We start from the raw sequence: 23,730 nt of genomic DNA, 5'->3' as shown, positions 1-23,730 counted from the left end.
CACGGCGGTGCCGCTCACGCCCGCCGTCTCGTGGGAGGTGGCATAGCCCGCCGGGTTGTCGCCGCTGGGCGCGATCGTCGTGCCGGCCGGCGGGGTCGTGAAACCGCCCGTCTCGGTGCTCGTCGTCGAACCGCTGGCGCTCGACGTGTTGATGCCGTGCCCGTCGGCCGAAGACGTCGTCGCGTCCCACGAGGTGCTGTTGCTGGTCGTCTCGCTTTCGTTCCCCTTGTCGTTGTAGTTGTCGCTGGTCACGCCGGCCGCGATGCCGCCGTTGTCGCTGTCCGTCGCCGAGCCGCCGTCGGCCGCGGTGACCACCGTCGTCCAGTCGTAGGTGGTGCCGTAGGCGCTGTACCCTCCGCCGAACGACTGCCAGGTGTTGTCGGAGAAATCCGAGTGGTCGCTGTCATTGAAGGTTTCGTTGGTGCTGATCGTGCCGCTGGTGTCGGTGGTCGTGCCGCTGGCCAGGGCCGTCGAGCTGTCGTCGCCCGAGGAGTTGCCCGTGGCGCTGGTCGCTTCGGACGGGGCGGAACTGCTCATCGTGGGCGCCGCCGAGTCGTTGCCGAGGAACGGCGGGTGAAACCGCATGCCCGGCCCCATCGCGCTGTCCATCAGTATGCCCGGCGGGCTGTCGGGGGACACGCCCAACGCCGCGCCCTGGTCGCTGGTCGCGTTGTAGTTGCTCAGCTCGCTGGCCGTCGTCTTGTCGGTGAAGTTGTCGGTCTCGCTGGTCACGCTGCCGTTGGTCTCGTCGATCGGGCCGCCGTCCACATTATCCGAATTGCTGCTGCCGGTGTACATCGAGGTCCAGGTGGTGCCGGGGTCGCCCGGCGCGGTATAGCTGGCCGTGTAGCTGCCGCTGGAGCTGGGCTGGTCTTCCCGGCGGAAGGTGCCGTCGTCGGTTTCGCTGCCCTTGGCCATGTCGTAGCTGCCGGTATAGGTGTAATCGGCGGTGTCGCCGCCGCCGTCGGTCTCGACGGAGCCGCCGCCCGTGACCGTGGTGGTGGTCTTGTCGGTCAGCGAGCTGGTGTCGTGTTCGATCGAGGTGTCGCTGCCCGAGTCGGTGGTGCCGGCGGCGGTCTGGTCGCGGTCGCCGGAGTCGTGGTAGCTTTTGCTGGTCGAGCCGGAGCTTTGGTCGTCGGTGGCGACCGTCACGCCCGCGCCGGGCGAGCTGGTTTGCGTATCGTGTTGCTGGCCGCTGGCGCTGGCGATGTCGTCGTCGGTGTAGCTCTGGTCCTCCGTGGTGATGGCGCCGCCTGCCTCGCTGAAGGGGCCGGTGGCGTGTCCGTGGTCCTTGTCGTAGTAGCCGCTCGAATCGGTGTGGCTGCCGGTGGCGCCCACCGGGAAGCTCTCCGACTTCTTGCCGTCGTCGGTGTGCAGATCGTCGTTGGTCGAGTTGCCGGTGGCGCTCACGCTGCCCGAGGCGCTGGTGTAGTTGCCGTTGGCGCTCTCGGTGGCAAGCGTGCTGTCGTCGGCCGACAGGTTCTCGCTGCCGGTGCTGCCGCCATTATATCCGCCCGACTCGGTCTCGTCATCGGTGTTGAGGTCGGTGTCGTTGGCGTTGAAGGTGCCGTTGCGGCTTTCGCTGCCGCCGCTGGCGGAGTAGCTGCCGCCGTCGGTGTAGCTTTGGCTGGTCGATTGGTAGGTTTCGGCGTTGAGCGTATCGGAGCCTTGCGGCTTGGTTTCGTGGGCGCCGGCGGTGTCGATGTCCTTGGTGCCGTCGCCGAAGGTGCCGCCACTGCTGGTGCCGCCGGGCGTGGTGGTGGCAGTTCGTTGGCTGAATTTCCACGGAAACCGTTGTGCGGCCACGCCCCAAGAGACAACTTCGCGAAAAACTGGCGCGTGCCTAAGTCGCAAACCTAGTAGATATAATCACTTATGGCGACGTGCCGCCAGCGGCGCAAAACAAAAGCGCCGTGCGCGCGGCGCTTTTGTTCTGCGCCGCAGTGGCGCGGTTGACGATGCCTGAGGCCGCCGAATGGTGCCGGCAGCGCGGGCGCCGGCGGACCGCAAGGCTTCGGATGCGCGCCGGCGGGAGCGGGAATGCAGGAGGAAGCTATTCTTCGTCCGGTCCTTACCGCCGCCTCGCGATCGAGTGTCCCGGCGCCAACATCGCCGCGACAAACGTGTCGCGTTCGCTAAAGCTCCAGGGTGGCTCAATGCCGAGCAGCGGCCAGTGCTCTGTGAGCCCTCCAATGATGGACGGCGCAAAACTTCGTAGGGTGGGAGCGAGCGAGCTTGCGAGCGCCGGCCCACCATGAAAACGACGTCGATATTCGGTGGGCCGGCGCTCGCAAGCTCGCTCGCTCCGACCCTACCACTGCATCCGTCAATCGGCGAATGACAGAGCACTAGAGCAAGAAGAACGCGCCCGCCGCCGCGGCCAACAGCACCGTGTCGAGCACGAAGCCGGCGTAGGCCAACCGACGATACCAGGCGTCTTCGCGCAACATCGACTGCGACCACTCCAGGTCTTCGTAGAGCGGACCGTCTCGCTCCTCAGGGTCGGTCAAGCGGTCGCGCAGCACGCCGCGAGCAAAGCCCTGGCTGCCGGCCGTGTCGCCGGTGGCCGCGAAATAGCACCCGCCAAACAACGGCCCGGCCGCCTGGCCGTTCTGCTCCGGATCCTGGGCAAAGCCTTGCGCCAGAATGTCGTCCAGGCGGTCCTGAAAGTTGCGGCGGATGCGGCAGAGCAGCGTGTAAAGCTTGCGGTTGCCCGGCGTTTTGTCTTCGCTGGTCAGCGCGCCCCGTTCCTTGAACATTTCGTAGATGAACGTTTCGAAGGCCCCGCAGGCATGAATGCAGAGCGCTCCCAACTGTTCCGAGGTGGCGTCGTCCCAAACCACGAACCCTTTGCCGAACCGCTGCCGCTTGGCGCGCTCGGGGCCGACCCGCCGCACCAGCTCGCAAAAACCGTCCTCGCTCTCCATGCCGGTGACCAACGCGATCAACGGATACCGCAAGCGGAGGGCCTGCGACAACGTGGTGATGTCTTCGCGGGCCGACTTGCGCACTTCGCTGGCATCGTCGTCGCCGCGCTGAATGACCGCATAGGGAAGCAACGCCACCACGCCGTTGATCGGGCAAAACGGCTGCCGCGCACGGCGAATGAGCTGGCAGAGATAACGCAGTCGCCGCGGCTGCGCCTGCCACTCTTCGTGGCTCAGATGGACCGACTCGCGGACCGCCACAAGCTGGGCGGTGCCGGGCGCCAGGCGGCTGTCGTCCACGGGGTTGAACTCCATCGTGCCGCGATAACGGCCCGCCGCCGAGGGCGGAGGGGCCAGCGCCGCGCTGGCCATCGTCTCGCGGATGTCGGGCACCGCGCCCATGGTCATGCGCAGGTCCCCGACCGGAGCGGGCCGCGGCTCACGGGCCGCGTCGGCCTCGGGCGGGCCGCTGTGTTTGCGGTCGCTCTCGACGGCCCGCTCGCCGTCGCCGGCAACTTTGCTCAAGCAGCCCACCTTGCTGGCGACCAGGTACAAGGCGTCGCCGGTGGCATACCAGTGCAGGGCGCTGTCGCCTTCGGGAAACTGCCGCACCGTCAAGCTGAGCTTGGCCGCATCGAACAGCGCCCGCTCGGTGAACTCGCCGGGCGAGCCGATCAGAAGGAACAGCGGCAGGCGCGAAACTTCGATGCCGTTTCGCTCCAGCTCGGCCACGCCCGCCTGCCAGGCGCGATCGATGTCTTGAAACTCCGAAGTCTCGCCTTCCAACCAGAGCTTCAGCGTCTGATAGGTGACGACCGGAATGACCAGCGACAGCACGCTCAGCACCGACAGAATCGACACGTACCGCGACCAGGCCTCGTCTTGTTTCAGCGCCTGGTAGAAGATCGCCAGCGTGGCCAGCACGAGGAACATCGCCACCAGAATGGCCACTCTGGCCGCCAGCGACAGACCGAGCAGCCTGCGCGGCGTGGCGATCAATTGCTGCGGCGACGTACACAGCAGCCAAATCGGATGGAACAGAACCTGGAAAAACTGCCGAAGGTATTGCATCACCATTCCAACGTCGATCAGAGGCCCCGGGCGATAATGATACTCCCCACCGCGACCGCCGCCACCACCGCCGCCAGCATCGACGAGCTGATCAACAGCGCCTGTCCGGTCAACGGCGGAGCGCCGGCCACCGGCTTGCCGCCGCTGACGATCGGCGGCCGCGGCGTCATGCGAATGGCCATCGAAATCTGGGCCGCCCATTTCTCGATGTTTTCGGGCAACTCGCGGCCCGCCGCAAGCTGCGAGCTCGGTTCCTCTTTATATAACCCGCGAAAGCCGAGCACCACGGCAACATAAAACACTTCCAAGGCGTTGCGAAAGCCCGCCGCATAGGCGTCTTTGGCCCGCTCGTAAAACAGGTGAAAGCGTTCCATCGTGTTGAACAGCTCCCACTCCAGCACGTGGTTGGTCCACCAGTTGGCTCCCTCCCAGGCCGGATCGACGAGCATCTCGTCGACCCAGGCCACCAGCGCATACTTGGCCAGTTTCCACTCGCTGGTCTGGCCCACGATGCTCTCGGCTTTGTCGATCAGGCCGCGGATCTTCGCCTGCTCGTCGGGCGGCGAGGCGGTTTCGCCTTTGGCCAGGCGTTCTTGCAGCCGCAGCACGTGCAGAAAGACGGGGTCGACGGCTCTGGCGAAATCGGGGGTCATGTCGTCAAGGGCACTGCAAATAGGGCGAACTGCAGTTTAATTCGCTTGCCACGAAAGTTCACGGTCAACGTACGGTCGTCGCCCGACTCGTGGCCATTATAAACCAAGCTCTCGCGGAAACGCATCGCCAGTGTTTGCGTTTTTTGCACGTCGCGCCAGGCTTCGTTTTGCCGGCCCACCTCGAAATAGAGCCAGCCGCGCAGCGGCAAGGCGGGGGGCGTCCGGTCCAGCGGCAACAGCGTCAGTCCCGCGCGGGCCTGCTGAAAGATGATTTCCACCTGGTCTTTGCTGCCCAGCTTCCAATTGAGCTGTCCGGGAGACACCAGCTCTCGGCATTCGGTCTCGTTCAGATCGCTGGTGGCCACGCCGACGTACCATTGCCAATCGGGATTGAGCCATCTCGGTTCCAGCGAGACCTGCATGCCCAGGCCGGCACGCACGAAAAAGCGCTGCTGGTAGCTCTGCTCCCGGATGGCGTGCAACATGGTGTCGATCTGCTGCTTGACCCAGGCGAAGATTCGCTCCAGGTCGTCGTGGTCGTAGCGGGGAACTTCGCCCACACGGCGGTCGGGCCCAAAAATCGCCAGCTTGCCGACCAGCCGGCACAGCTCGGTGTAGGCCGCCAACGGATGGACGCCGCCGGCGAAGGTCAAGACTCCCAGGGTCGCGTAGGCCTCGTTCAGGTGGGCCAGCATCCACAGCCGGTCGAGATCGCCCGGCTCCTGGCTGGCCAGCGTCAGTCCGCGGCTTTGCACCTGCTCGGTGAGAAGCTGCAGTTTGTTGCCCACCATGTCGTAGATGGCCCGCACGAAATCGCGGGCCAAGGGAGGCCAGGCGTCGGCCGCCAGCAGGGGCGGAATATAGCTCGTCAACTGGGGCGTGGCGCCGCCTGCGCCGGCCCGTTCGATTTCGGCGATCGGCAGCAGCTCGTAGCCGGCGGTCGGCTCGGTGGACAGCAGCAATCTCACGTTCAGCGAGCGGAAGCGGACTTCCTGGTCGTTGCCTCCGCGGCTCTCGTCTTGCAACGCCGACTGTGTTTCGTGATAGCGGCACAACTCGCGGTCGTCGCCGTCGGCCGCCGTCGCCACGTTGGCGCTGCCGAGCTTCAACTTGGGCACGGCCAGAAACACCTGCACCTTGGCGCGCGCCTGAAACGCTTCTTCGAGGCCGACGGTCTGCTGCCGCAAGGTCTCGACTTCCTGCAAGGCCCGCTTCACATCGACGCGGTCGGGTTCTTGAAACGCACCCAGCGAAACGAGCGTGCCGTCCTTCATCCGCGCCTGGCAGGTGTTCACCTGGAACTGGAAGTTCAACAGGGCTTCCTTGCTATACTCAAGCTGCCGCAGACCATAATTGTATTGGTGGTCCCACTGCTCCGAGGTCTGAATCAATTCAGCCCAGTGCCGGTCGGCCGCCTGAAGGTGGTGCGGCCGCAGGAACATTCCCTCCGACCAATGAACGGGCTGGTTGCGCATAAGAGTGCAAAAGGTGAAGATTCGATCGCCGGTACAGGCATGGCCGAGCACGGCGTTCTCTGTATCGTAATGTAAGAACGAGCGGCTTTACAGATGCAACCAGCGCCCCGGTTGCCGCTGACGGTGGCAGGGGTTATACAGCATGCGGCTGGGAATGAGTCCAGAATATGCGGTGGCAGGCGTTATATCTGTGATCCGAGAAGGAGTGAAGTATGTCATCGGCCGGCCACGTTCCGGGAGGTCCGCGGCGATCTTGGCGGGACGCTCAAGCGGCTACGGGCGATCCGCGGGTTCGCCGCCAGGTCCGCCGAGTGTTCTGGTCGCTGCTGGGGGCCGGTCTGCTGGCGTGCTTCGCCTGGGCGGTCTTTTGGATGGTTGGCCCGCAGCCCGTGACGTATCTGGCCGCCGCCGCGGTGACGGACTACGACGTGCTGGCCGCGCCGCCCCTGGCCTTCGCCAGGCAGTCGCTCGAGGGCCTGAAGAGCATCGCTTCCGTGCGTTTCCTGCCCGGAGGCGAAGGCGCCACCAGCGCCGATCAGCTCAACGCCTGGCTGGAGAGCCTGAAAACACAGAAGCTGCGAGAGCAGGACGTGCTGATCGTCTACCTGGCGGCCCACGGCGTCTCTGCCAACCAGGCTCAGAGTGCCGCGACCGCGTATTTGCTGGGCAGCGACTACTACCCTCCGGATGGCAAAACGACGGCGGTCGGCCTGGTGGATCTGGGCGCCGTCTTCGAGGCGATCGCAGCCTGCGGCGCGAAAACGAAGCTGCTGGTGCTCGACGCCGGATCGCTCGATCACGATCTGGCGTTGGGCATGGTTCTCAACGAGTTTCCGCAGTTGCTGGCCGAAAAAAACCGGCAGTTCGTGAAGGAACAAGCCGGGCGAGATCGGGGGCTGTGGGTGCTTGCCTCGCACGACCTGTTTGAGAAGTCACACGCCGCCCATGCCGATGCCGACCCGCGGTGCGTGTTTTCCCACTTCGTCGCCCAAGGACTGGCGGGCAAGGCCGACAAGAACGACAACGGCGTCGACTTGGCGGAACTGTATCAGTACGTGCGAGAAGGCGTCGGCCGCTATGTGTGGCAGGCCAGCGGTGGCCGCGAAACGCAAACGCCTCAGCTCCTCGGTCCGGCGGCGGACGGCGAACGCGTGGTGGCCGAGGCGGCCAACGTACTGCTGGTGGGCCGGACTAAGCGGGCCGTCCCCGCCCCCACGAAAGGCGATGCGGAACCCAGCGAGGCTCCCACGCCCAAGGTCGACGAGCCGAAGGCGACAACCACCCGACGCGCACGCGAGGCAAATCGGTCGCGATTCCTCGCTCGCGCTTCGGGCTTGTATGGCACGATGAATCTACCGCACGCGGCTGGCAACGACACATTCGCGGTGGCTGGGGCAGAGCTGGCCGCAATCGACTTGCAATTGCCGAAAGTCGCCGCCGGCCAGCGATGCCCCGGTGGTGACGCTACCGGGGCATCGGCTGGCCGCGGCGTTTTTGATCATTCTCGACCGCTACGTGGCCAGCCTCTGCCCCAGCCACCAAAAGTAAGCGACGTCACTTACGGTGGGCCGGCGATTGCAAGCGCGCTTTTTCCACCCTACGGCTACGGCGTTGTTTTCAACCTCGTAGCCGCCGAGGCGCCCGCGCCCGACAAAACCGCCAAGGCCGAAGGCGACGCTGCTGCGGCCACGCCCGCCGTCGCGGAACCCGACGGCGACAAAAAGCCGCCGCAAGCCGCTGCGCCGGCTGCCAACGACAACGACCACGCCACCGCCGAGTCGCCCGACACGGTCGCCAAACCGCTTTCCCAAGACGAGGACACGGCCGGCGGCAAGAAAAACGACGATCCTTTTCTGGCATCGCTCGCGGAGCAATGGCTGCTGTGTCATGAGCTTGTCGACCGCGCCGCGCACGACTGGACCGCGATCGACTACGCGCCCCATCGCTGGCTGCAGTCGGTCGAGAAACTGAAAGGGTACGAGTTACGATGGCTGTGCGGCGTGAGCAACGATCCAAGGCAGTTGAGCGGTCTGTCCGGCGATTTGCATGAGGAGCGACGCAAGTTAAACCGATATGCCTCCGACTTGCCGCTGGCACTCGTCCGGGCACAGCAGCACCCGCAGTTGCAGACGGCGGTCCGCTTGCGGAACGATCTGCTGTTGCGGCTGCGTTATTACATCGAGTCGCCGCTCGTTCTCGGAGCGGATGTGGGCAACATCGACGCTCTGCTGGACGGTCTTCCCCGACTGCTGGCGCTGCTTCGCAGCCAGCCCGATGCCACGGGCCAGGCCATCGACGCCCGAACCTGGCTCGCCGATTTGGAGGCGGCCTGCAGCAAGCTTCAGGCGCCGATGAACGCGCTGGAGGCGAGTTTCGCCGAACGATTTGCCGAACGATTTGATCGTGGCGATCCGGCGACGATCGAAGCCGTTTTGGAGTTCCCCTGGATCGAGGCCGAACGGCGCATCGCGCTGTTGGAGACGCTGAAAGCATCGCTTCCCCTTTCCGACAAGCCCACCGACGACGAGATCGTTCCGCGCCCGCCTGCGTGGAAGAGGACGGCGCAGTTCGCAGGCTGGCAGGCAAAGTGGCTTCAGCTCGTCGGCGGCCAGTCCGCCGTCGTAAATAAGCTGTTGAGTGGGCTCAGCGGCGCTTCGTCGGACCAGACGGAGCTGCGCACGATCGGCGCCCAGGTCGCGTCGTTGCGCGGCGCCCTGATCGCCGGTCTCAACGACGACGGGGATGCCGCAAAACGCTCGGATGCCGCCAACCGCTTGCGCTTGTTGGACGCGCGGGCCAACATTCCGGCCGACATGGAAAGCGACCTCATTCTTCGCGACCGTTTGCCCGAATTGAATCTTCCGTGGAATTTGAAACTCGTGCGGTTGAACAAAAAAGCGCCGGTCGAGCTTGCCGCCGATGACGCGGTCCAAGTCCAGTGGCGGATCGAAGCGGATCCTCCGCGACCGGTGCGTGCCCGGTGGAAAGTGGCCGACTATAAGCAGTCTCAACTGCTCATCGAGCCGACGCACGGCGAACTGGAGCTGACCGACGATCGCGAACAAATGCTCGCCGTGAAGGTCCGGGCGGCAAAAGGGTTCGAGTCCACGGCCCGGTTGACGTTGGAGATCGAGACCGAAGGCCGGACCGATCGCGACACGATCGACGTGCGCGTGCGGCCGCTGGAGCCGATCAGGCTTGTGGTCGAGGCACCCGGCCCGGAGGGGATGCACGAGATCGTGGAAGACGATCCGAGAAGGCGCATTCTGCGGCCGCTGGCGTCCGGGCAGACCACGTTTCACGTGTCGCTTCACAATCCATCGCGCCGGCCACGCGAAATCGAATATCGCCTGCTGGCGTACACCGACGCGGGCATCGTGCCGCCCGATCTGCTCGGTCGCTTGCCCGGCGTCGAGGATGAGCTGCCAGGCGGCTTCAAAGTGCTGCAGGCCAAAACTTTGAAGCTGGAGGCGGACGAAAAGAAACCGCTTCCGCTTGCTGAGCCGGCGAAACCGGCGGCGAAGGAAGCGGCCGGGCCGGCCGGCGCCGACGCACCGCCCGCCGGGCCGCCCAAAGGCCAGCCGATTGCGGCCTTGGTGTGCGAGGTGCAAGACGCCGCACCCGGAGGCCAACCGCTCGTGCAGCGGTTCTGGATTTCTCTGGAGCCGCTCCATCCGCGCCGCTATCTCACTCCGACGGCCCGCTTCGATTTCGACAAGCGGCTGATCGAGCTCGACTTCGCGCCGCTCGATGCCGGCTGGCTGCCGCCCGAGGGATCGGCGATCGACTGGCAATATGGCAAGGGAACGCTGGCGCCGCCGGGCCGCTTGTTGGGCGCTTCGATCATTCCGCCGAAGGACCTCGACGACCGGCCGGTGGAGGTGTTTGTCAGCGCCGACCATTATCCGCGTGCGTTCCGGTACGATATCCGTTGCGACGGGCCGCGCGGGACGCAGTTGCCCAAAGACGATTTCGACTTGCGGCTGATCGGGCCGCCGGCCGGCCAGCAAAACTGGCTGAGAAAAGGCGAGCCGGCGCGCGTGAAACTGGCGGCCGATTTTCCCAAGGACCGGTTGCGCGGCCGCGGCAACCTGGTCCGCATCGAGATCGACGCCGAGACGGGCCAGACGCAGCGGCGCGTCGAGCTGCACGCCGACCGCCAGGCAAAGTTTCTCTTGTTACCCGCCGCGGCCGACGGCCTGCTCGCCATCGAGGCGGCCGTCGGCGACATTGAAGTGGGCTTTCCGACCGACGCCTATCAAGACCAGGAGTTGCAGGTCGTCGCCACGCTGGGCAATCTCCGCCCGGTGTCGTGTTCGTTCACGCTCGACACGAAGCCGCCGACGATCGAGGTCGACCGCTTGCCCACGGCGGTGGTAGGCCAAGAGCTGCACGTCGTGCTGCGCGCCACCGACGAGCGCGGCGCGGTGAAAAAAGTGGAAGTGGCCCTCGACCCCAACGACTCGGGCGAGTGGAAAATGCCCGTCCTCGCGCAACCGGCCGCCGCGGGTGGCAACGTGTGGGAGGCTTCGTTGCCGACGAACGACAAGACGTTCTACCCGGCAGGCCGCGTTTCGCAATTTCTGGCACGGGCCACCGACGAGGCGGGCAACACGCCCGAACGGCCGCAACGCTTCGAGTTTCGCGTCGTGCCCGCGCCGCCCAAGCCGGCCGGGGGCGATCAAAAGGCCAACTTGAGCGTAACCGTCCTGTTTCAAGGCGTACCGGCGGACCGCATCAACGTTACCGTGAGCGGGCCGAAAAGCTGGCAAGGAAAGACGGATGCAAAGGGCCAGTTTACTTTACAGGCGCTACCGGCCGGCGTTTACAAGTTTCACCTGCAAGGGTATGGCCGTGCAGGCACTCCCTTGGACTCGGAGCACGAGCTGAAATTCGATCCCGCCGTGGCGCCCGTGCAAAAGGAGACGCTCGTCGGCAAATCGCTCCGCCGGCCGTAGCGCCCGAAGCGACGGCGCCTCAAGCCGTAGGAAAACCCACACGACCGACTTAACCCCCCTGCTTAGGATGTATTTGGCTGCTCTGGGCCGGTGGCAAGGGCCACACCTCCAGCCGACTCGGCAATGCAGCAGTAAACCACCCCGCCTCAGTTCTGCCCCTCGCAACGCCGGTAGATTGGGGTATATTTAACCACAGTGTCTTGGCCGACGGTTATGCCGGTTAGCCCAAGGCGGATTGTTGCACGCACGAAACCTTTCCCAATCTCCATCCGGAAGATCAACTATGTTGGCCATGCTCAGCCGCTTGCGGCGCCAGGTCTGTTTGTCGCTCTCGTCGATGATGCTTGTCGGCGCCCCAACGCTCGCCGGCACGGTGCGGGCCGACGATAAGCCGCCTGCGGATAAAGCCACCGACAAGGCCGGCGAGAAGAAAGATGGCCCCAGCACCACGTCTTCCGAGGCGGCGGCGAGTGGCGCCAGTGCGGCGACGAGCAGCCCCCGCTCCAAGCACCCGTCGTACTCCGATGTGCTCCGCGACTTCAAAGCGATCGACGGCCTGATCAAGTTGCACCGCAAAGAGAACCAACTCTATGCCGAGATCAGTCCCAGCCAGCTCAACCGCGACTTCATCGTGCTGATTTCGATTTCGCGCGGCATCGGCGAAGGGATGTTGCTGGGCGGCATGACCTGGGGCTTTGGCGACGATTGGCTGTGGCAGTTCCGCAAGGTCGACGACAGCATTCACGTGGTCCGCCGCAACGTCCGTTTCCGCGCGGCACACGGCAGCCCGGAGGAGAAGGCCGTCAGGCTGGCCTACACCGACAGCGTGCTGTTCAGTCTGCCGATTGTCACCACGGGGCCGTCGGGCGGCATGGTGGTCGATCTCGGCCCGATCTTCATGAGCGACCTGCCACAGATTTCTCGCATGTTGCCCGGATTCTACTTTGCCGGCAACAAGTCGTCGTGGGAGTCGGTGAAGGGTTTTGCGCAGAACGTCGAGTTGGAGGTGGCGGCCACCTACGCCTCGAGCGGCAACCTCGAGTTCGACACCGTGCCCGACAGCCGCGGGGCCACGATCAACATCCATTATTCGATCAGCGCCCTGCCGCAGACCGGCTATCAGCCGCGATTGGCCGACGACCGCGTGGGTTACTTCCTGACGGCCATCAAAGACTTTTCCAAGAAGAGCGACGAAGACCGTTTCGTGCGCTACGTCAATCGCTGGGACCTGCAGAAAGACGACCCCACGGCCGAGGTCTCGACGCCCAAGAAGCCGATCACGTTCTACATGGAAAAGACGGTCCCCTACAAATATCGCAAGCCGATCAGTGACGGCATTTTGGAGTGGAACAAGGCCTTCGAAAAGGCCGGATTCTATAACGCCATCCAGGTGATCCAGCAGCAAGACAGCGACGATTGGGACCCGGAAGACATTCGCTACAACACGTTCCGCTGGATCACGGCCAGCGCGGGCTTCGCGATGGGTCCCAGCCGCGTGAACCCGATCACCGGGCAAATTCTCGACGCCGACATTATTTTCGACGCCGACTTCGTGCAGTTCTGGAAGCGGGAATACGAGACGTTCACACCCGCCACCATTGCCGCCCTGACCGGCGGCCCACTCGATCTGGAAAGCTATCGTGCGGAGGTCCAGCGGCTGCCGTTCGCCCATCGGCACAGCTATCTCTGCCGTTGCGAGCTGCACCACGGCATGAGTCGCGAGTTCGCGCTGGGCGCCATCTCGCTGTTGGCCAACGCCCCGGCGGTCGGCACGTTGCAGCAGCAGGAAAAAATGATTTCGCAGGGTCTGAAAGAGGTAGTGATGCACGAGGTCGGTCACACGCTCGGCTTGCGCCACAACTTCAAATCGAGCTCGATGCTGTCGCTGGCCGACCTGAACGACACCGACAAGACCAAAGAGACCGGTCTGACGGGCTCGGTGATGGATTACGCTCCGGTGAACATCGTTCCCAAGGAGATGAAGCAGGGCGACTACTATTCGCAGACGATCGGTCCGTATGACATGTGGGCCATCGAGTATGGCTACAAGCCGTTGCCCGGCGGGACCGAGGGCGAGGCAGCCGAGCTGCGCAAGATCGCGGCGCGTGCGGCCGAGCCGCAGCTTGCCTACGCCACCGACGAAGATACGCGCGGCATCGACCCCGATCCTTTGGCCAACCGCTTCGACATGGGCAGCGACACCATCGAGTATGCCAAGCTGCGCGCCAAGCTGATCGGCGAGTTGTGGCCGACCGTGGTAGAGCGGGTGACGCCCGAGGGCGATGGCTATCAACGTGCCCGGCAGGCGTTCGGCGTGCTGTTGGGCAACTACGGCACGGCGATGTTTTTTGCCTCGCGCCAGGTGGGCGGCATTCTGGTGAACCGCGACCACAAGAGCGATCCGAACGCCCGGCCGCCGTTCGTGATCGTGCCGGTAGCCAAGCAGCGAGACGCGCTGGCCTTGGTCGAAGAGAACGTGCTTTCGGACAAACCGTTCAACTTTCCGCCGGAGCTCTACAACAAGCTGGCGGCGACGCGCTGGTATCACTGGGGCAGCGATATGCCCAACCGCATCGACTATGCGGTGCATGAAGTGATCGGCATGTGGCAAGACCGCATCCTGTCGCAGCTTATGTCGTCGTTGACGCTGGACCGGATTCACGATTCGGAGTTGAAGGTGCCGACGGACCAGGACGCGCTGACCACGGCCGAGTTGTTGTCGCGGCTGACGGCGGCGGTGTTCGCGGAGACCGGGCAGCTCAAGCCGGGCGAGTACAGCAATCGCAAGCCGGCCATCAGCCCCTTGCGGCGCGACTTGCAGCGGCGCTACCTCAAGCGGCTGTCGAGCGTGGCCATGGGCACCAGCGGCGCGCCCGACGACTGTCGCACCGTGGCCGCCTTCGAGCTGTCGGGACTGGAACAGAAAATCAAGCAAGTGCTGGGCAACGCCGAGTTGAAGCTCGACACCTACACGCGCGCCCATCTGGAAGAGACGGCTGGGCTGATTCGCAAAGTGGTTGATGCGCGGTTGAACCTGCAGAGGCCGTAGGAGAAAGGCGGAAGGCAGAAGGAGGCCAACTCGATGAAAATGATTGTCGCCATCATCCAGCCGACCAAGCTGGAACCGCTCCGTGAGGCGCTGGACAAGATCGGCGTCACGCGGATGACCGTTTGCGACGCACAGGGTTATGGTCGGCAGCGCGGCCGCACCGAGATGTATCGCGGGCACGAATACAAGACCAACCTGTTGCGGAAGATCGAGCTGGAGATTCTCGTCAACGACGACTTTCTCGATCGCACGGTGGATTGCATCATGAGCGTCGCGCGCACGGGTCCGGAGGGGACGATTGGCGACGGGAAAATCTTCGTCGTGCCCGCCGAGCAGTCGATTCGCATCAGCGACCGCGTCCGCGGCCCCGAAGCGGTTTAAGGAATTTTGGATTTTCGATTTTGGATTGCGCGAATCCAAAATCGAAAATCCAAAATCGAAAATCGCGTTAATGGATCCGACCCTGTTGAATAGCACTCCGACGCCGGCAGCCCTGGCCCTCGGTCCGACTGACGCGGGCTACGTGGCGCAGGTCCGCCTCCTGTCGGACCGCATCGTCGAGGCCCAGCGGCCCATTCGCGTCCGTGAAGCCGTCAAGTGGGACGATTGCGTCGAGGCCAAAGTGCTCGCGTCGGGGCTGAAAGAACTGCCCGACGTTGGGCCGGAGTATTACGCCGCCGTGCGTCCGCTGCCTTACGACGCAGGGGCCAAGATCGCCGAGTTCGCGGCCCTGGAGCGGGAAGTCGAGCAGGCGCTTGGCCGCAACGACGCGCTCGGGCAGATCCTGGCCCGCAATTGTCGCGAATATCAAGACGTCGTGCGAATGCTGCTGGCCCGCGGCACGCCCGAATTCTATCGCCGTTCTCGCGACCTCTACGGCAGCCCGAAAGACCGCTTCACCGGCGACGCGGTCACCATCCGCGATCTGGGCCTCTTGCTGCACGACATCTTGTCGGGCATCCCCGAAGACGGCCTGGGCGTGCGCTATCGCCGCGAGCTTACGGGCGACGACGTGGTGCGGCAGCTCAACCAGCGTTTCGACGGCTATTTCGGCGACAAGAGGGTGCATGCGCGGCTGGACGACGGCATTTTGTCCGACGCGGCGGCGGGCGCCGACTACGTCAAAATCCGCCGTGGCGGAAAGTTTTCCGAACGCGACGTCAACTTGCTGGAAGTTCACGAGGGCTGGGTCCACGTCGGCACCAGCCTCAACGGCGCGCGGCAGCCGTTCGCCACCTGGCTGGCCAAGGGGCCGCCTTGCACGATGGCCATTCAGGAAGGGCTGGCGGTGATTATGGAAGTGGTCACGCTGAATGCCACGCCCGACCGTGCCCGGCGGCTGAACAACCGCATTCTGGCCTGCGACCTGGCGGAAGACGGCGCCGATTTTCGCGAGGTCTGCGAGTTTTATCGCTCGGAAGGATACAGCGAACCGGAGTGCTATCAGCACGCGCAGCGTGTTTTTCGCGGCGGCGTGGTGCGCGGCGGGGCGCCGTTCACCAAAGACATCAGCTACTGCAAGGGCTTTGTGATGGTCTACAACTTCCTGCGGATCGCCATTCGCTTCGGCCGCCCCGACCTGATCCCCAACTTGTTCCTGGGCAAACTGACGCTCGACGACGTGCCGGTATTGGCCCCGCTTTTGAAGACGGGCGTGGTGACACCGCCCCGCTATTTGCCTCCGCAGTTTCGCGACCTGAACGGCCTGGCGCTGTGGATGGCCTACTCGAACTTTTTGAACCGCGTCAACCTGGCCAGCGTGCAGGAGTATTGGCGCGAACGGCTGACGTGCTGATTTTAGTTGGAACCCGGTGATTTATTGCAGCAACGTTCCCGATTGCGGATCGACGCCCACGCCCCCGGTCAACTCGACCAAGGCGTCGAGCACCACCAGCAGGGCGCTGGGATCGAACACCTCGTCGGTCTCCTCGCCGTAAGCGTCGCCCATTTCTTCGAAGTGCATGATCTCGAAGCGGGCGTCGCAGCCCTTCAGCTTGCCCAGCTTCTCGCGCTCGGCCTTGTCGCCGCGCAGCTCGCGAGTCAGCTCTTCGATCTGCACCAGCACTTCGTCGCCGCTGAGATAGTCGATCTCCAGCGCCGAATGGTCTTCGGGCGAACGAATGTGAAGGCACTCGATCAGCCCCTTTTCGTCGGCCTCTTCGCCGCTCAGCTCAAAGTGCGAGCCGAGCTTGCGGACCGCCTTCTCCACCTGCTTCAGCGACGGCCGCTGGGCGGACGGAAAGAGAATGAAGTAGGTCTCGCGCCACTCGAAGCGATCGTCCATTTCCATGGGTTGGGTGCCTTATTGCCAGCTTTCGTCTTCTTCGTCCTCCGGCCCCACGCCGCCGGCCCACTCTTCGAGCGCTTCGAGCAGGGCGTCGCGCTCTTTGTGATTGGCCCACACGACCTCGCCCTGTTCGAGCCGGACTTCGTAATAGCCTTCGCGCTCGCACGCTTCGGCGCCGCAAAAATGGGGCGTCGCCGAGACCCACACCACGCGATACAACGGCACGTGCTTGTCGTCAATCACACAGAACACAGACATGCTTTTGCACCTCAACTTCCGTCAGGAAGATTTCCCCAGTTCGGCGGAACGTCGCGTGGCGGCTTCGACGGCCGCCATCAACGCCCCGCGCACGGCCCCTGCTTCCAACACTTGCAGCCCGGCGATGGTCGTGCCGCCCGGACTGGCCACTTGGTCTTTCAGCGCCGCCGGATGCTGCCCCGACGAGAGCACCAACTCGGCCGCTCCGCGCACCGTTTGCGCCGCCAGGGCCAGGGCCACGTCTCGCGGCAGCCCCATTCGCACGCCCCCGTCGCTGAGAGCTTCGATCATCAAATACACAAACGCCGGCCCCGATCCCGACAGGCCGGTGACGGCATCGAGCAGTTTTTCATCGACTTCCAAGGCCAGGCCGACCGCTTCCAGCAACCGGCCGACCAACTGGCCGTCGGCGGCGCGGGCGCCCGGCCCCAGGCAGTAGGCGCTGGCTCCTTGACCGATCAGGCAAGGCGTGTTCGGCATGACCCGCACCAGCCGCGGGCCATCGCCCAGCGCCCGCGAAATGGTAGCCAACGGCACGCCCGCGGCCACCGAAACGAGCAGGTGCTGTTGGTTGAGTCGACCGGCAAGCTGCCCCAAAACGCCGGTCATCTGCTGAGGCTTGACGGCCAGAAACAGACAGTCGGCCTGGGCGGCCAACTGGAGATTGTCGGCGACGACGCGGCCCCCGGTGGCCCGCTCAAATTGCTCGCCGGCGGCCGTCGAGGGATCGCTGGCGACAAGCTGGCTGGCCGTCGCCAGGCCGCGCTCCACGAAGCCCTTGGCGAGCGCCGTGGCCATCCGCCCAGCGCCGATAAATCCGAAACGGTTGTCAGGCATCGCAACAGAACAGGCGTGGGCCCGTCGATACAAGGAACCGCAACATGCTAGGGCAAAAGGACATCCGCTACAATATACTCCACCCGGCCCGCCGAGTATCGCCGCGGCTTCCTCCCCGTCGCCGGCGACGTAACTTCCCAATTATAGACAGCTTAGGGCGTTTTGGGGCGTAAAAAATACCTCTGGACAGCCGTCCGCCTTTCTGCGAAAGTCGCGACGAACTCCGTTTTTTTCAGCCCTGCGCGAAAGCAGCCGTCCATGAATCCTCTCGCGAAGCCGTTGGCGAACCGCCCCTCCTTGCTGAGGCAGAGCGTGGGCTATGCGCTGACTGCGGGTCTGATCGTGCTGTCGCTGTGCGGCTGCGCCGGCAAACAGCCCAAACAGCCGACGACCGTCAAAGAGTTCCTCTCGCAGCCGCGACCGGAATAGGGTGGGCGTCTGTAGACACGCCGGGTGGTTGCCGTCTAACTTCATGAGACGATGCAATCGTCTCTCCCCGCTCGCGACGTCGTTCTCGTCGGCCTCGGCCACACCAATGCCCACGTGCTGCGGATGTGGCGCATGGCTCCGATCGCAGGCACACGGCTGACGTGCATCTCCGACTTTCCGGTGGCGACCTATTCGGGCATGCTGCCCGGTACGCTGGCCGGCCTCTACCCGCCCGACCACATGACCATCGACCTGGTCCGGCTGTGCGCGGCCACGGGGGCCAGGTTTCTGCAAGCCGAGGTCACCGGCCTCGACGTGACGGCAAAACTGGTTTTGCTGCGAGACCGGCCTGCGGTCCCCTTTGACGTGCTCTCGATCGGCGTCGGTTCCGTGTCCAAGGGAATCGGCCAGCAGACCGGCGCGGCCGCAATGTGTGAAGCGATCGTGCCAATCAAGCCGATGCAGACCTTTCTGGAACGGCTCGATGAGCGTCTCGCTGTCCTGGCGAAATCGCGCGACGGTAATCGGGCCGTGCAAATCGCGGTGGTGGGCGCCGGGGCGGGCGGAGTCGAAATCGCCTTTTGCCTGCCGGGCCATATCCGGCGTCAATGGCCCGATCTGCGATTTGAGCTGCGCATCGTGGACGGGAGCGATGAGATTTTGCCCGGCGCGACGACAGGCGCCATCCGCCTCGCTCGGCGGGAACTTGAACGTCGCGGAGTCGAGTTGCTGCTGTCACGCGGCGTCGACCAGGTTGCGCAAGGCCGGCTCGTTTTTTCCGACGGCGCGACGCAGCCGGTCGATCTAGCGATTTGGGCCACCGGTGCCGCGGCTCCGCCGCTGCTTGCCAGGCTCGGACTTCCGTGCGACGAGCAAGGTTTTTTGATCGTGCGACCGACCTTGCAAACCGCGGCTGATGCTCCGGTATTCGTCGTGGGCGATTCCGGCACGTGTCCGGAACAACCGCGTCCCAAGGCGGGCGTGTTCGCAGTGCGGCAAGGCCCGGTCCTGTGGCAGAACATTCACCGCATGCTCCGCCGCGAGCCATTGGTCGAGTATCAGGCGCAGCGGGGCTTTCTGTCGCTGATCGCCACCGGCGACCGCCGGGCAATCCTGAGCTACAAAGGACTGGCGGCGCACGGTCGATGGTGCTGGAAGGTCAAGGACTACATTGACAGCCGGTTCGTCGACAAATACCAGGACTATCGGCCGCGCATGGTGCAAGCGGCAGCCCCACTGCCCGCCGCGTTTGCCCCGCGGTGTGCCGGCTGTGGCAGCAAAGTGGGCGCGTCGGTGCTCTCGCGGGTCTTGGCGCGGCTCGACGTGCCGGCCAGCGAGCACGTGTTGCTGGGCTTGGACGCGCCCGACGACGCGGCGATCATTCGCCCGACCGAGGGCAGGCCGGTTGTGGCGACGGTCGATTTCTTTCCGGCGTTCATGGACGACCCGTATCTGGTGGGCCGTGTCGCGGCGCTCAACGCCATGTCGGACGTGTTCGCACTGGGCGGCCGGCCGCTGGCCGCACTGGCGATGATCACCGTCCCGCAGGGTCCGACGCGGCAACAGGAGCAGTTGCTCTACGAGCTGCTTTCGGGCGGACTGCGCGAACTGTGTGCGGCGGGAGCGACGCTGGCGGGCGGTCACACGACCGAAGGCGATCAGCTTACGGTCGGCTTCACGATGCTCGCCGAGACAAGCGCCGCCCCGCGTCTGAAAAGTGGTCTTCGGCCCGGCGATCGGCTTGTGCTCACCAAGCCCCTCGGCAGCGGCGTGTTGTTGGCCGCGCACATGCGCGCTCTGTGTCGGGCCACCTGGCTGGAACCGCTCCTGGCGGCCCTGCTCACCAGCAACCAGGTTGCCGCCCGAATCGCGGAAGAGTTCGATCCGGGAGGCATGACGGACATCACCGGTTTTGGGCTGGCCGGCCATCTGCTCGAAATGTTGCGGGCCAGCGGCGTGGCGGCCGAGATCGACCTGTCGGCCGTGGCGTTGCTTCCGGGCACGGCGGAGCTACTGGCGCAGGGCATCGAGAGCACGCTGGCGCCGGCCAATCGCGCCGCCGAGGCCGAGATCGAGCGGAACGCAAGCTGCGCACACTTGGCTGCGTATGCCGCTTTGTTCGATCCTCAAACATCGGGCGGATTGTTGCTCAGCTTTCGTCCCGCGGCGGTCGAAGGCTATTTGTCGCGGTTGAATGAGTGCTCATCGCAGCCCGCCGCCGTGATCGGCCAAGTCGTTGAACACATCTCTGAAACGCCGCGTCTGCGCGTCAAGTAGGGTGGGCCGGCGCTCGCAAGCTCGCTGGTCCCACCCTACACCCCTTCGCATCCGTTAGTCATCTTTTTCCCGGCTTTGCCGCAGCAGCCATTCGATGATCTCGCCAAGCATGTCTGGATCGCGTCGCAGGACTTCGTGGTCGATTTCTTCTTCCAGCTCCATTACCAGCTCGACGATATCGAGCGAATCGGTCAATCCGATCTCGAATACGCTTTCACCGAACCTTTCGGTCAGCCGCTGCCGCACTTGCTCAACCAGTTCGGCGTCCAACAGCCGCAGACCGTGTTCGGTGTTGACAAACCACAGCAGCGTGCCGCACCTTGGACACGGCGCATCGCCGAAGGGCGACGAAGGCTCGATGGCGATCACGGCCTCGCAGACCGGGCAAACATTCGGTTCGCCTTCCGGCGTCCGTGACGAAATCGTCTCCGCCATAACTTGAATCCCGGCGCGCCGGGAAACCCTGAACCCTGAACCCTGAACCCTGAACCCTGAACCCTGAACCCTGAACCCTGAACCCTCCTATGCACCTTCTCGATGAAACTACTGCCGAAGCCTATCTGCGCCAACAGGGCTGGGTCACGGCCGACGAGCGCGTGGTCGTGTGGCGGTTGACGGGCGGAGTGTCGAACGAAGTGCTCTATGTTTCCCGGCCCGACCGCAAAGATCGCGATTTCGTCGTCAAACAGGCCCGGCCGCAGTTGCGCACGCCGCAGCCGTGGTTCTCCAGCGTCGAGCGTATCTGGCGCGAGGTCGAGGTGTTGCGAATCTGCCAGCGGCTGCTATTGGCTGAAACGCAGCCGGAGGCGACCGTGGCGCATCAGCTCATCGCGGCCACGCCGCGCGTGCTGCACGAAGACCGCGACAACTACGCCTTCGCCATGAGCGCCGCGCCGGCCGATCACCGCGTCTGGAAGGCCGACCTGTTGGGCGGCCGCGTGGAGCCGGTCATCGCCGAAGCCTGCGGCCGCCTGCTGGGCCGGCTGCACGCGGGCACCTGGCACGACGCCGACGTGGCGGCCCAACTCGACGACCGGCGACTCTACGACGAGCTGCGGCTCGACCCATACTATCGCTCCGTGGTCCGAACGCATCCGGGCCACGCCGCGGCCTTGGAGCGGTTGATCGACCAGACGTGGCACGAGCGGCACTCGCTGGTACACGCCGATTTCAGTCCCAAGAACCTGCTGGTCTACGAAGGCGGCCTGCTGCTGGTCGACTTCGAGACAGGCCATTACGGCGATCCGGCCTTCGACCTGGGCTTTTTTCTCAGCCACCTGATGCTGAAAGCCGCCTACCACGCCCCCGCGCACGCGGCCTATTTGGACCTGTCGCGTTTGTTCTGGAAAAGCTATTTGGCCGAGATGGAAGGCGCAATTTCCGGCGACGAGCGGCGGCAACTCGAACGTCGCGCCATCGACAACTTTGCCGGTTGTGCCTGGGCGCGGCTCGACGGTAAAAGCCAGGTCGACTATCTCACCGACGCGGCCCGCCGCGATGTCGTGCGCACGCTGTGTCAGCAACTGTTGAACAGCCCGGCCGATGATTGGGAAGAAGTCTTGGAAGAGCTTGACCGGCGATTGTAGGGTGGGGCAATCCCGGCGCGCCGGAGCTGGTCCCACCCTGGAACATCGGCAGCCCCAATCGGATTCATCGCGGCAGCGGCATGAATGGTCTTTTACATCGGCCAAAGTTAAAATCACTGCTTGGGAGCATATTAACGTACCTGCGCCGATGCCGTATGATATCGTGATGCACGAACTGGCCGTTCGAGAACTGGAGGATCTACGCGCGTTCGACCAGCGACGACTCGTCGCGGAGATCCGCGGGCAGCTCTCCGATCAGCCGACCACGGCCACGCGTCGACGCAAATGTCTGATCGACCTGACGCCTTCGTTTGAACATGATCTGCCGGTGTGGGAACTTCGGGTCGGTCCTTTTCGCGTCTTTTACGACGTCGCGGATGAGGACCGACGAGTGCATGTGCGAGCGATACGGCGCAAACAGCCGCCGCAGAAAACGGAGGACATCCTATGAAACGAATCCCGGCCAAAGACTTGCAAACGAACGTCGACGCCGTCCTCGATTCGGCGCAGTCTGACCGCGTCGTGATCTCTCGGCGCGGAAAACCGTGCGCGGTGCTGGTAGGTATCGAAGACTACGATGCCGAAGACCTGAGGTTGGCCAGCTCGAACGAGTTTTGGAGCATGGTTCGCCAGCGACGTACGAGCGGCAGATCGGTTCCCCTGGAGGAAGTCGAGGCGCGGCTGGAGAAACGTGGCGCGGGGCGGGCCAAAAAGCAGAGTGAAGCCAAAAAGCGTTAGGGCCACTCGGATTCATCACCCTGCTAACAGCGCAAGAAGTCGGGCCAGATGGCGTCGCTGACGAACAGCCCCTCGCGCGTCAAACGTACCCGGCCGCCCTCGTCGACCAAAAGGCCCAATTCGATATGCTTCGCCAACGGCCGTCCGACAAGCCGATCGAGGTCAAAGCCGGTCCGGGCGGCGAATTCGTGGCGCGAAACCCCTTCCAATCGCCGCAGCCCCAGCACCAGCGCCTCGCGGGCACGGTCTTCGGCACACAACTCCTCGGCCTCCGCCACCGGCGACCAGCCGGCCAACACGCGGGCCATCCAGGTGGTCGTGCTGCGATGATTCACCTCGCGTCGCCCGCCGAGATAGCGGGCGGCGCCGGGACCGGCGGCGAAATACGGCCGCGCCGCCCAATACACCTCGTTGTGCCGGCAACGATGGCCGGGCCGGGCGAAATTCGACACCTCGTAATGCTCGAAGCCGCGAGCGACCAACGTTTCGATCGCTTCAGCATACATCGCCCGCTCCCGCTCTTCGCCCACCGGCGCCAGTTCGCCGCGCAGTCGCCGGCCCCAGAACGTGGTGCCACGCTCGAAGGTCAGCCCGTAGGTCGAAATGTGAGCGGGCCACAGCCGCAACGCCGCGGCCAGATCGTTCCGCCAGACCTCCAGCGACTCACCCGGTGCGCCGAAGATCAGGTCGAGCGAGATCGACTTGAGCCGCGAGCGGGCCAGCGCGACGGCGGTTTCGATGTCGGTCGCGCAATGATCGCGTTCCAGGCCGCGGAGCTTGGCCTGGTGGAACGACTGGGCTCCCAGGCTCAACCTGGTCACGCCGTGCGCCGCCAGCACGGCCACCCGCGGCCCGTCGAGTCCGCCAGGATTTGCCTCGATGGTAAACTCGTGTCCGACCTCAGGCCGGAACCAGGTCAGCACGATTTGCAACAGCCGCTGGAGCGCCGCGGGCGGCAAATAGGTGGGCGTGCCGCCGCCGATGAAAATCGTATCCACGGGCCGCGGCGAACCGAGCCACGACAGCTCACGCTCCAGCGCCAGCAGATAGCGGTCGACCAAGTCGGGCCGGTGGGCGATCAGCGTAAAATTGCAATATCCGCAACGGTGCGCGCAGAATGGCACATGTATATAGGCCGCTCGCGGATTCCCCGAAATACTTCCCAATCCCCAACCCCCAATCCCC

General features: G+C 64.6%; 18 protein-coding genes. 9 read left to right on the top strand and 9 right to left on the bottom strand.

Translation table 11 applies throughout. From position 1 onward, the window contains the following. The 4 genes from VNH11_03680 to tssK all read right to left on the bottom strand — a co-directional run. Positions 1-1,806: hypothetical protein (locus tag VNH11_03680; protein ID HVA45463.1), on the bottom strand; the 1,806-nt coding region annotated here is incomplete at its 3' end. Between the two features lie 542 nt (positions 1,807-2,348). Continuing rightward, entirely contained in the window at positions 2,349-3,998 is a 1,650-nt protein-coding gene (locus tag VNH11_03675; GenBank protein ID HVA45462.1) for a type VI secretion protein IcmF/TssM N-terminal domain-containing protein, read from the bottom strand. Positions 3,999-4,015: 17 nt separating this feature from the next. Then, positions 4,016-4,651 carry a DotU family type IV/VI secretion system protein gene (locus VNH11_03670; GenBank protein ID HVA45461.1) on the bottom strand — a complete coding sequence of 212 codons (636 nt, stop codon included), beginning with the start codon at positions 4,649-4,651 and terminating at the stop codon, positions 4,016-4,018. Then, positions 4,648-6,126, bottom strand: a complete 1,479-nt coding sequence (tssK, locus tag VNH11_03665; GenBank protein HVA45460.1) for a type VI secretion system baseplate subunit TssK — start codon at positions 6,124-6,126, stop codon at positions 4,648-4,650. Before tssK ends, VNH11_03670 begins: the two co-directional genes overlap by 4 nt. A 212-nt stretch (positions 6,127-6,338) precedes the next feature. On the opposite strand from tssK, the gene VNH11_03660 reads away from it, so the two are divergent. The 4 genes from VNH11_03660 to VNH11_03645 all read left to right on the top strand — a co-directional run bounded on the left by VNH11_03660 (position 6,339) and on the right by VNH11_03645 (position 15,928). Next, a complete protein-coding gene (locus tag VNH11_03660) occupies positions 6,339-11,084 on the top strand; it encodes a hypothetical protein (GenBank protein ID HVA45459.1) in 4,746 nt (1,581 codons plus the stop codon). A 283-nt stretch (positions 11,085-11,367) separates the two neighbouring features. Further along, complete coding sequence (locus VNH11_03655; protein HVA45458.1) at positions 11,368-14,133, top strand: zinc-dependent metalloprotease; 2,766 nt, start codon at positions 11,368-11,370, stop codon at positions 14,131-14,133. A gap of 33 nt (positions 14,134-14,166) precedes the next feature. Continuing rightward, positions 14,167-14,514, top strand: coding sequence for a P-II family nitrogen regulator (locus VNH11_03650; GenBank protein ID HVA45457.1), 348 nt, complete (start codon positions 14,167-14,169; stop codon positions 14,512-14,514). 85 nt (positions 14,515-14,599) lie between these two features. After that, positions 14,600-15,928: a flavohemoglobin expression-modulating QEGLA motif protein gene (locus VNH11_03645; GenBank protein ID HVA45456.1), complete on the top strand. Its 1,329-nt coding sequence runs from the start codon at positions 14,600-14,602 to the stop codon at positions 15,926-15,928. 21 nt (positions 15,929-15,949) lie between these two features. On the opposite strand, the gene VNH11_03640 is transcribed toward VNH11_03645, so the two are convergent. The 3 genes from VNH11_03640 to proC are packed head-to-tail and all read right to left on the bottom strand — an operon-like array spanning position 15,950 to position 17,515. Continuing rightward, on the bottom strand, positions 15,950-16,423 hold the full coding sequence (locus VNH11_03640; protein HVA45455.1) for a hypothetical protein: 474 nt from the start codon (positions 16,421-16,423) through the stop codon (positions 15,950-15,952). 12 nt (positions 16,424-16,435) lie between these two features. After that, positions 16,436-16,678, bottom strand: a complete 243-nt coding sequence (locus VNH11_03635; protein HVA45454.1) for a hypothetical protein — start codon at positions 16,676-16,678, stop codon at positions 16,436-16,438. A 21-nt stretch (positions 16,679-16,699) separates the two neighbouring features. Continuing rightward, the gene (gene proC / locus VNH11_03630) at positions 16,700-17,515 is read right to left on the bottom strand and encodes a pyrroline-5-carboxylate reductase (GenBank protein HVA45453.1); all 816 of its coding nucleotides are present in this window, start codon (positions 17,513-17,515) and stop codon (positions 16,700-16,702) included. Between the two features lie 258 nt (positions 17,516-17,773). Between proC and VNH11_03625 the strand changes: the two genes are divergently transcribed. Next, on the top strand, positions 17,774-17,944 hold the full coding sequence (locus tag VNH11_03625; GenBank protein HVA45452.1) for a hypothetical protein: 171 nt from the start codon (positions 17,774-17,776) through the stop codon (positions 17,942-17,944). Between the two features lie 51 nt (positions 17,945-17,995). Next, complete coding sequence (gene selD, locus VNH11_03620; protein ID HVA45451.1) at positions 17,996-20,221, top strand: selenide, water dikinase SelD; 2,226 nt, start codon at positions 17,996-17,998, stop codon at positions 20,219-20,221. A 54-nt stretch (positions 20,222-20,275) separates the two neighbouring features. On the opposite strand, the gene VNH11_03615 is transcribed toward selD, so the two are convergent. Then, entirely contained in the window at positions 20,276-20,656 is a 381-nt protein-coding gene (locus VNH11_03615; protein ID HVA45450.1) for a hypothetical protein, read from the bottom strand. Between the two features lie 89 nt (positions 20,657-20,745). On the opposite strand from VNH11_03615, the gene VNH11_03610 reads away from it, so the two are divergent. The 3 genes from VNH11_03610 (at position 20,746) to VNH11_03600 (ending at position 22,545) form a co-directional block, all read left to right on the top strand. After that, complete coding sequence (locus VNH11_03610; GenBank protein ID HVA45449.1) at positions 20,746-21,807, top strand: aminoglycoside phosphotransferase family protein; 1,062 nt, start codon at positions 20,746-20,748, stop codon at positions 21,805-21,807. 148 nt (positions 21,808-21,955) lie between these two features. Next, positions 21,956-22,258 carry a type II toxin-antitoxin system RelE/ParE family toxin gene (locus VNH11_03605; protein ID HVA45448.1) on the top strand — a complete coding sequence of 101 codons (303 nt, stop codon included), beginning with the start codon at positions 21,956-21,958 and terminating at the stop codon, positions 22,256-22,258. Continuing rightward, complete coding sequence (locus VNH11_03600) at positions 22,255-22,545, top strand: type II toxin-antitoxin system Phd/YefM family antitoxin (GenBank protein HVA45447.1); 291 nt, start codon at positions 22,255-22,257, stop codon at positions 22,543-22,545. The genes VNH11_03605 and VNH11_03600 overlap by 4 nt, the downstream gene beginning before the upstream one ends. Before the next feature lie 23 nt (positions 22,546-22,568). Here the strand turns inward: VNH11_03600 and hemW are convergent, their stop codons facing one another. Then, positions 22,569-23,711: a radical SAM family heme chaperone HemW gene (gene hemW, locus VNH11_03595; protein ID HVA45446.1), complete on the bottom strand. Its 1,143-nt coding sequence runs from the start codon at positions 23,709-23,711 to the stop codon at positions 22,569-22,571. Positions 23,712-23,730 lie beyond the last annotated feature (19 nt).

The sequence above is a fragment of the Pirellulales bacterium genome (assembly GCA_035533075.1).
Classification (GTDB): Bacteria; Planctomycetota; Planctomycetia; order Pirellulales; family JAICIG01; genus DASSFG01.
This window is presented reverse-complemented; position numbering and strand designations above follow the sequence as displayed.